The sequence below is a fragment of the Luteibacter sp. genome, assembly GCF_051958795.1.
GTDB lineage: Bacteria > Pseudomonadota > Gammaproteobacteria > Xanthomonadales > Rhodanobacteraceae > Luteibacter.
In genome coordinates this window covers 1-2,331 of record NZ_JBQCFT010000179.1, presented here as the reverse complement: position 1 = coordinate 2,331, position 2,331 = coordinate 1, and the positions used below count along the sequence as shown (strand labels likewise).

Genomic DNA, 2,331 nt, shown 5'->3' with positions numbered 1-2,331 from the left:
GCACATGAGCACTCGGGCGACCTGCGCCTGATGGGCACGACGGCCGCGCGGGTGTTCGCGCATATCCTGATCGGCCTGGTGCTGGGCGCCATCGTGGCCGTGTCGCATGGCAGCGGTGGGCGGCCGTCGCGGCCGCTCGCTTACGAGTTGTCCGTGCGGGCCACGCGCCTCGCGGAGGCCTTCCACAACATCATCTTCGCCCAGCTGAAGATCTCGGCCATCAACACCTCGCTGGCGGCCGTGTTCCTGCTCATCGCGTTGCCCATCATGGGTATCCATGTCCCACTGGCGAAAACGCTGGTGATCGTGACCTTCGTGGTCGGCCTGCTGCCCGTGGTCGGCAACCTGATCTCGAACACGCTGGTGACGATCGCCGCGCTCTCGGTCAGCCTGTGGGTCGGCGTCGCCGCACTGGGCTTCCTCGTGGTCGTGCACAAGCTCGAATACTTCCTCAACGCGCGCATCGTCGGCGGGCAGATCCGCGCGCGCACGTGGGAGCTGCTGGTGGCGATGCTGGTGTTCGAGGCCGCGTTCGGCATCGGCGGCCTGGTGGCCGGGCCGATCTACTACGCGTACCTGAAGAGCGAGCTCGAGGCGGAAAACCTGATCTGAGCGTGTCGTAGGAGCCCACCCTGTGGGCGACATCTTTTGCGACCGCGTCACAGGCCCTGTTGCTCTTCCGCGAACGCTGTCGCCCACAGGGTGGGCTCCTACAATGAGATCCGACGGCTTTAGCCGTTGCCCGCCAGCATCGCCCGGATGCGGGCCATGTGCGACTCCGCGGTTTCCTTCTTCACTTCGGCATCGGCTTCCGGGTCCTGCCCGTCCCAGTGCAGGTCGTCATCCGGTAGTTCGTCGAGGAATCGGCTCGGGTCATTGTTCAGCACCTCGCCGTATTTGCGCGAGCGCGCGGAGAACGACAGCGTCAGCATTTCCTTGGCGCGGGTGATGCCCACGTACATCAGTCGCCGTTCTTCATCCAGGCGGCCTTCGTCGATCGCGCCTTCATGGGGCAGGGTGCCGTCTTCGCAGCCCACGATGAAGACGAAGCGGAATTCCAGGCCCTTCGCCGAATGCAGGGTCATCATGCGCAACGCATTGCCGGGGTCGTCGCGATCGGCATGGCTCAGCAGCGCAAGCTGCTGCGCGATATCGCCCGTGCGGCCGCCATCACGGCCCATCGCGCGGAACCAGTCGATCAGTTCGCGCAGGTTGCCCATGCGCCGCTCGCGCAACACTTCATCCGTCGTGCTCGCCGCCACGTGCGCGCCATAACCGGTCTTCTCGATCACCGTGGTGACGAGGTCGGCGGCGCTTTCGTGGACGGCATGGCTGCGCAGCTCGTCCATCAGGCGGGCGAAACCGGCCAGGGCGGAAGCCGGCCGCGGAGCGATGTTCTTCAGCGCGCTGTCGCTGCGCGCGGCATCCAGCAGCGAGGCGTTCCGTGCCTGGGCCATCTCGCCCAGCTTTTCCAGCGAAGTTGCACCAATCTCGCGCTTCGGCGTGTTGACGATGCGCAGGAAGGCCGCATCGTCCGTGGGGTTCGTGAGCAGGCGCAGGTAGCTCAGGATGTCCTTCACTTCCGCGCGGTCGAGGAACGAGAGCGCACCGCTCAGGTGGTATGGCACGCGCGCTAGCCGCAATGCCTTTTCGATCGGGCGCGCCTGGAAGTTTCCGCGGTAAAGGATGCAGAAATCATCCCAGCGGCAGCCCTTGTCCTTGTAGCGCTCGTGCAGGCTCGAGGCGATGGCGGCGATCTTCTCCGCTTCGTGGTCGTTGTTCTTGCACTCGATGACGCGGATGGGCGGCCCTTCGATATGGTCGCTCCACAGGCGCTTCTCGTGCACGTGCGGGTTGTTCGCGATGAGCTTGTTGGCGGCGCGAAGGATGCGCTTGGCGCAGCGGTAGTTCTGTTCGAGCTTGATGACCTGCAGGTGCGGGTAATCGCGGCCGAGCTGGTCGATGTTCTCGGGGTTCGCGCCACGCCAGGCGTAGATGCTCTGGTCGTCGTCGCCCACGCAGGTGAAGCGCGCCTTGGGCCCGGCGATGGCTTTCAGCAAGCGGTACTGCGCGTCGTTGGTGTCCTGGTATTCGTCGACCAGCAGGTAGCGCAGGCGCTCCTGCCAGATGGCTCGCGCTTCGTCATCGCTCTCCAGGATGGTGAGCGGGAGGCGGATCAGGTCGTCGAAGTCCACCGCGTTGAACGCGGCCAGGCGCTGCTGGTACAGGTCGTAGATGGTCGCGGCTTCCATCTCGCGCGCGGTGCGCGCGGCGGCCATGGCTTCGTCCGGGGTGAGGCCGGCGTTCTTCGCCTTGCCTACCAGGTTGCGG

The 2,331-nt window shown here is 65.6% G+C and carries 2 protein-coding genes; one reads left to right on the top strand and one right to left on the bottom strand.

Annotated elements, in window-relative coordinates; all coding sequences use genetic code 11:
- Positions 1 to 612, top strand: a 612-nt coding sequence (locus ACTHLF_RS09305; RefSeq protein ID WP_440326822.1) for an AI-2E family transporter, incomplete at its 5' end; no start/stop codon positions are given.
- Between the two features lie 119 nt (positions 613 to 731).
- Here ACTHLF_RS09305 and ACTHLF_RS09300 read toward each other — a convergent pair.
- On the bottom strand, positions 732 to 2,331 hold a 1,600-nt coding region (locus ACTHLF_RS09300), incomplete at its 5' end, for a 3'-5' exonuclease (protein WP_440326820.1).